This is a genomic window from Cellulomonas bogoriensis 69B4 = DSM 16987 (assembly GCF_000767165.1).
Classification (GTDB): domain Bacteria; phylum Actinomycetota; class Actinomycetes; order Actinomycetales; family Cellulomonadaceae; genus Actinotalea; species Actinotalea bogoriensis.
Map to the genome: position 1 here is coordinate 1 of NZ_AXCZ01000183.1, position 5,205 is coordinate 5,205.

General features: G+C 71.6%; 6 protein-coding genes. All 6 read right to left on the bottom strand.

Annotation, left to right across the window (positions count from 1 at the left end):
* Positions 1-478: ATP-binding cassette domain-containing protein (locus tag N869_RS12695; protein ID WP_232229725.1), on the bottom strand; the 478-nt coding region annotated here is incomplete at its 3' end.
* A 10-nt stretch (positions 479-488) separates the two neighbouring features.
* A complete protein-coding gene (gene ehuD, locus N869_RS12700; RefSeq protein WP_035062238.1) occupies positions 489-1,139 on the bottom strand; it encodes an ectoine/hydroxyectoine ABC transporter permease subunit EhuD in 651 nt (216 codons plus the stop codon).
* The gene (gene ehuC / locus N869_RS12705; protein WP_232229726.1) at positions 1,139-1,861 is read right to left on the bottom strand and encodes an ectoine/hydroxyectoine ABC transporter permease subunit EhuC; all 723 of its coding nucleotides are present in this window, start codon (positions 1,859-1,861) and stop codon (positions 1,139-1,141) included. The genes ehuD and ehuC overlap by 1 nt, the downstream gene beginning before the upstream one ends.
* Positions 1,862-1,955: 94 nt before the next feature.
* Complete coding sequence (locus N869_RS12710) at positions 1,956-2,864, bottom strand: transporter substrate-binding domain-containing protein (protein WP_035062240.1); 909 nt, start codon at positions 2,862-2,864, stop codon at positions 1,956-1,958.
* Between the two features lie 332 nt (positions 2,865-3,196).
* Complete coding sequence (locus N869_RS12715) at positions 3,197-3,826, bottom strand: hypothetical protein (RefSeq protein ID WP_035062241.1); 630 nt, start codon at positions 3,824-3,826, stop codon at positions 3,197-3,199.
* The coding region (locus N869_RS12720; protein ID WP_156968538.1) for a DUF58 domain-containing protein at positions 3,823-5,205 on the bottom strand (1,383 nt) is incomplete at its 5' end. The genes N869_RS12720 and N869_RS12715, both read right to left, overlap by 4 nt.

The window sequence follows — 5,205 nt, forward strand, 5'->3', positions numbered from 1 at the left end:
GCAACGGGTGCGCGTCGGCCTTGTCCGCCAACCCCACCTGCTCGAGCAGCTGGCGGGCGCGCGCCTCGGCGTCGGCCTTGGAGCGCTTCAGGACGTGGATGGGCGCCTCGACGATGTTCTCCAGCACCGTCATGTTCGGGAACAGGTTGAACTGCTGGAACACCATCCCGATGCGCCGACGGATCCGGTCGACGTCCTTGGGCTTGCGCTCCACGCGCTTGCCCCCGCGCATCTCGTGGGTCAGCGGCTCACCGTCGATGTAGATGAACCCGCCCGACAGGTGCTCCAACGTCATCACCAGACGCAGGATCGTCGTCTTGCCCGAGCCCGACGGCCCGATCAACGTCACGACGTCGCCCTTGTGGACGGCGAAGTTCAACCCGTCCAGCACCACGTTGCTGCCGAACGTCTTGCGCACGTCCCGGAACTCGATCACCGGCGTCCGTTCCTCGGGGGAGGCACCGGTGGCGTCGGGCACGGCAGGGGTGTCAGTAGGCAAGGCGGTCTTCCAATCTGCGCACAAGGATCGACGTCGGGTAGCTCGCGGCCAGGAAGATCAGCCCTGCGATCGTGAACGCCTCCGTGTAGGCGAACACCTGGGACCCGTAGGACTGGGCGCGGGACACCATCTCCACGATGAAGATCACCATCAGGAAGGGGGTGTCCTTGAACATCGAGATCACCCACGTGCCCAGCGCCGGGATGGTCGCCCGCAACGCCTGCGGGATCACGACCTTGCGCCACGTACGGGTCGGTGACATCGACAACGCGGTGGCGGCCTCCCACTGGCCCTTGGGGATCGACTCGATCCCGGCCCGGTACACCTCGGCCATGTAGGAGGCGTAGTGGACACCCAGCACCCCGATGCCGATCCACAGCCGCGGCACCGTGCTCGGCAACGCGTAGTAGACGAACAGCAGCTGCACGACCAGCGGCGTCATCCGGATGAACTGCATCACCCAGTGCACCGGCTTGGCGATGAACGCCGGGGCCGACCGGCGGACGATCGCCACGACCAGCCCGAGGATCGCCGCGATGATCGACCCCACGACCGTGGCCACCAACGTGACCTTGAGGAACGCCTCGAGCAGCACGGGCAGCACGTCGATCGCGCGCTCCCAGCTCCACACCTCACCCATCACGCCACCCCCTTGGCGGCGACGGGCGCCGGGCGCAGTCGCAGGACCTCACGCAACGACGGCCCCCTGCCCAGCTTGTGCTTGGCGCGGGCCTCGATCGCGTTCGCGCCCAGCACCAGCACGCACGCGATCAAGAAGTAGATGATCATGGATACGCCGTAGGAGAAGAACGTGTCCCCGGTGGCCCGGCGCAGCTGCTCGGTCACGTAGGTCAGGTCGTGGAGCAGGATGACGTTCGCGACCGCGGTCCCCTTCAGCAGCATGATCAGCAGGTTCGTCAGGGACGGGATCATGATCGCCCATGCCTGGGGCCAGATGATCCGGCGCATGCGGTGCACCGGGCGCAGGCTCAGGGCGGTCGAGACCTCCCACTGGCCCTTGGGCACCGCGTTGATCGACCCGCGCACCACCTCGGCGCCGTAGGCCCCGTAGTTCAGGCCCAGCGCGAGGATGCCCGTGACCGCCGGTTCCAAGGTCACGCCCAGCAGGGGCAGGACGTAGAACAGCCAGAACAGCTGCACCAGCAGCGACGTGCCGCGGAAGAACTCGATGAGTGTGCGGGCCGCGCCGCGCACCCACACCGAGCCGTGCAACGCCATCAGACCGAAGGTGACCGCCACCGCGAACGCCAGCGCACCCCCGCCCAGGGTCAGCTGGAGGGTGATGACGATGCCGTCGAGCAGGCGCGGCCACGCGTTCTGGAGGGCTTCGAGATTGTCCATGATCAGGTGTGCCGTGCCCGGCGCGTCCCCCTGGAGCGGGCCCCGACCGGTCCGTCACCGGACGGTCGGGGCCCGCCCGCGCACGGGCTACAGGTCACTCGATGTCGCCGGCGCAGAGGTCGGCGGTGGTGAGGTCACCGGTGGGGCGCTCCTCGGCGGTGAAGCCGAACTCACCCACGATCGACAGGTAGCGCTCCTCGTCGGCGACGATCTCGGCCAGGACCTCGTTGTAGGCCTCCAGCAGGTCGCCGTCGTCCTGACGGAACACCGTGCCACCGGCCCCGACCTGCGGGACGCCGTCGATCTCCTGCACGAACGACTCGGTGACCTCCACACCCGAACCCGGGTTGTTGTCGGCCATCCAGTTCAGGGAGATGCCGGTCAGGGCGAAGGCGTCCGCGCGGCCACCGGCCACCGCGTCCATCCCGTCCTGCGGGCCACCGACCTGCATCGAGTCCAGGCCGAGGGACTCGGCGTAGTCGGTCTCGATGGCCCCGCTCATCGTCGCGATGGTCAGGCCGTCGGCCTCGACGGCCGAGGACAGGTCCGTCAGCCCCTCCGGGTTGCCCTCGGGGACCATCAGGGCCGTGGTGTACATGAACTCCGGCTCGCTGAACGCCGCCTGCTCGCACCGCGCGGGCAGGATCGACATCCCGGCGCTGATGACGTCGAAGCGGCCCGCGGTCAGGCCGGGGATGAGCTGACCGAACTCGGCCTGCTGCCCGTTGATCTCGGGGATGCCCAGCTCGGCGAAGATCTCACGGTGCAGGGCCACCGTCGCACCGGTGAGCTCGCCGTTCTCGTCCTCGAAGCTGTAGGGGGCCTCGCCAGCGAACCCGACGGTGATGCTGCCGGCGCTCTGAGCGGCCTGCAGCGTCGTCGTCCCACCCGTGGCGGTCGCGTCACCTTCGCCGTTCGCGCCGCCGTCGTTGGTGCAGGCAGCCACCAGGCCCAGCGCGAGGATCGATGCGCCGGCGGTCAGGGCCCGCCTGCGGTTCGACATGGTCGTCATGAAGTTCCCTTCGGTTCTGACGAGGCAAAGCCCCACTGCCGAGGACCGTCGAACGGCCCACAACGCAGGATGTCGCCCCGAATGGTCATGGCGCGCCGACCAACCTAGGCAGGGCAGGGAGCGAACCTCAACAGGTGGACACGCCGCCAGAACCCCCCTGGGTACCGGCGTGGCGGTCCGGTCCCTTCACGCCCCTGACCTGGGCGGACGACCCCATCCGGCCCCCCCGGGTGACAGCGGCTGCACCCCGTCGAGAACCCCACCCAATCGTTACCTGTTCGAGACATACTGGACGGGCTGCGGGCGGTGGCCGCCGCGACGCCTCAGTCCTGCACCGGACGCTCGTCCGGGGGCACCCGCTTGACCCTGCGCACCCTCCACCAGCGCGGCACCGTCAGCGCCGCGACCACCAGCACCGCGACCATCGCCCACAGGCGCAACCAGCCCTGGTCACCGGCGGGGTCACCCAGCCCTCCACGCAACCACACCACCCCCAGGAGCATCAGCTGCGCCGGGACCTGCACCACCATCACCGACCGCAGCACCCGGGTCAGGACCGCGACCTCCACCACCGACCGCCACGTCACGTGCCGGGCCAAGGCCGACAACCGCACCGCCAGGTGCACCAGCAGCACCAGGGCCGCCGCCCGCACCACACCCGCGCCGGCTCCCGACGTCCGGTCCAGCAGGTCCGGTGAGCCGAACGACCACAGCCCCAGCAGCACCGCGTGCACGGCAGCCAGCGGCAGGTGGGGCCGCAGCACCGCCCCCGCGGCGAGCCCCGCCACCACCACCCACGCGACGGGCCACCCGAACTCCAGGACCACCAGCGACGCGAGCACCATCATCACCACGGGCAGCACCCGCACCACCCGGCCAGGGAGCACCGGGCCCAGACCCAGCTCGACCGCAGGCCGCTCGTACCCCTGCTCCTCCACACCGCGGTCGCTCACCGTCCCACCCCCGCCCCGGGCCTGCGGTGCGCGCGGGCCAGCTGCTGGATCTCGCGGGTGGCCTGCGCCGGGTCGGCCCAGTGGACGATCTCCACCCCGGCGCCCAGCACCTGCGCCATGCGGTCCTCGCGCTCCACGGTCAGGATCCGCAGGGCCAGACGCTCACGACGGTCCAGGGTCCGTTGCCGCACCCGGGGCAGGACGTCCACGGCGACCACCCGGTGCCCGTGGCGGTGCCACACCTGCGCCAACGACGCGGCCTCACCGTCCAGGAACGTGGAGAACACGAACACCAGCGCCCCCGACGGGATCTGCGGGGGGCGCAGACGCCGCGGCGGGTCGCCCTCGGGGCGCAGCAGCGCCAGCTGGTGCACCACCCGGTCCAGCTGCCGACGGCCCGCCCCCGGTCGCAGCGCCCGGCGCCGCACACCCAGGTCCTCCACACCGACGCGGTCCCCCGCCGCCAGGTACCCCTCGGCGACGGTCACCGCCGCCTGCCTCGCCAGGTCCAAGGACGTCGCGTCGTCGGGCCGGATGGGACGCTGCCCGCTCCACGTCGACGGGTCGGGCCCCACGTCGTCGCGGGAGTCCACCACCAGGGTCACGACGGCCTCGGCCAGGGACACGGTGCGCCGGACGTACAACTCGTCCAGGTCCGGCGACCGTCGGGCCGTCACCCGCCAGTCCACCCGCCGCGGGCTGTCACCCGGGCTGAAGGGGTGCACGTCCCGCAGGCCCCCACCGTCGCCCGGGCGCCGGGACTCGTGCTGCCCCGTCAGCCCGCGCAACCGGCGCGGCAACGGCAGCCCCGGCATGGTGCGACCACGCGGCAGCACCAGCACCTGCTCAGGTTCGGTCCGGTCCACCGGACCGGTCAGGTGCGCACCCGCCCCGATGCCCTGGTGCTCGACGGTGAACGTCTCCTGCACACCGGTGCGCACCGACGCCGCCGCCAGGTCCAGCTCGCGCCGCAACGGCACGTGGACCACGGCCTCCACGTGCTCGTACCCGGGGCGCGAGACCCGGACCCGCACCCCGTCCCCCCCAGGTGGCGCGACCAGGCGCAGGACCGCGCGCAGCACCGGACGCCCACCCGCACCCCGCCCGCTGTCCCCGTCCCCGTCCGCACGGGAGGAGTCACCGGTGGCGCGGTCGACGTCCGCCCACACCGGGCCACGCGGACGGGACCACAACGGCAGCAACGACCCCAGCACCAGGGGGACCCCGATGACCGCGACGTCCGGGCGACCGGTCAGGGTCCCCAACGCCAGCAGCACCAGGCCCGCGGCCAGGCACCACACCAGCGACTCCCCCGCCACCCACGGCTCACCGGCCACCGGGGCGCCGTCCCGGTCGGGGTCGGGCCCGGGGTCGGGCCC

Bases quoted from the DNA above. Each gene is read 5' to 3' on its own strand.
- ehuD (WP_035062238.1), bottom strand. From the start codon at position 1,139: ATGGGTGAGGTGTGGAGCTGGGAGCGCGCGATCGACGTGCTGCCCGTG.
- ehuC (WP_232229726.1), bottom strand. From the start codon at position 1,861: ATGGACAATCTCGAAGCCCTCCAGAACGCGTGGCCGCGCCTGCTCGAC.
- N869_RS12710 (WP_035062240.1), bottom strand. From the start codon at position 2,864: ATGTCGAACCGCAGGCGGGCCCTGACCGCCGGCGCATCGATCCTCGCG.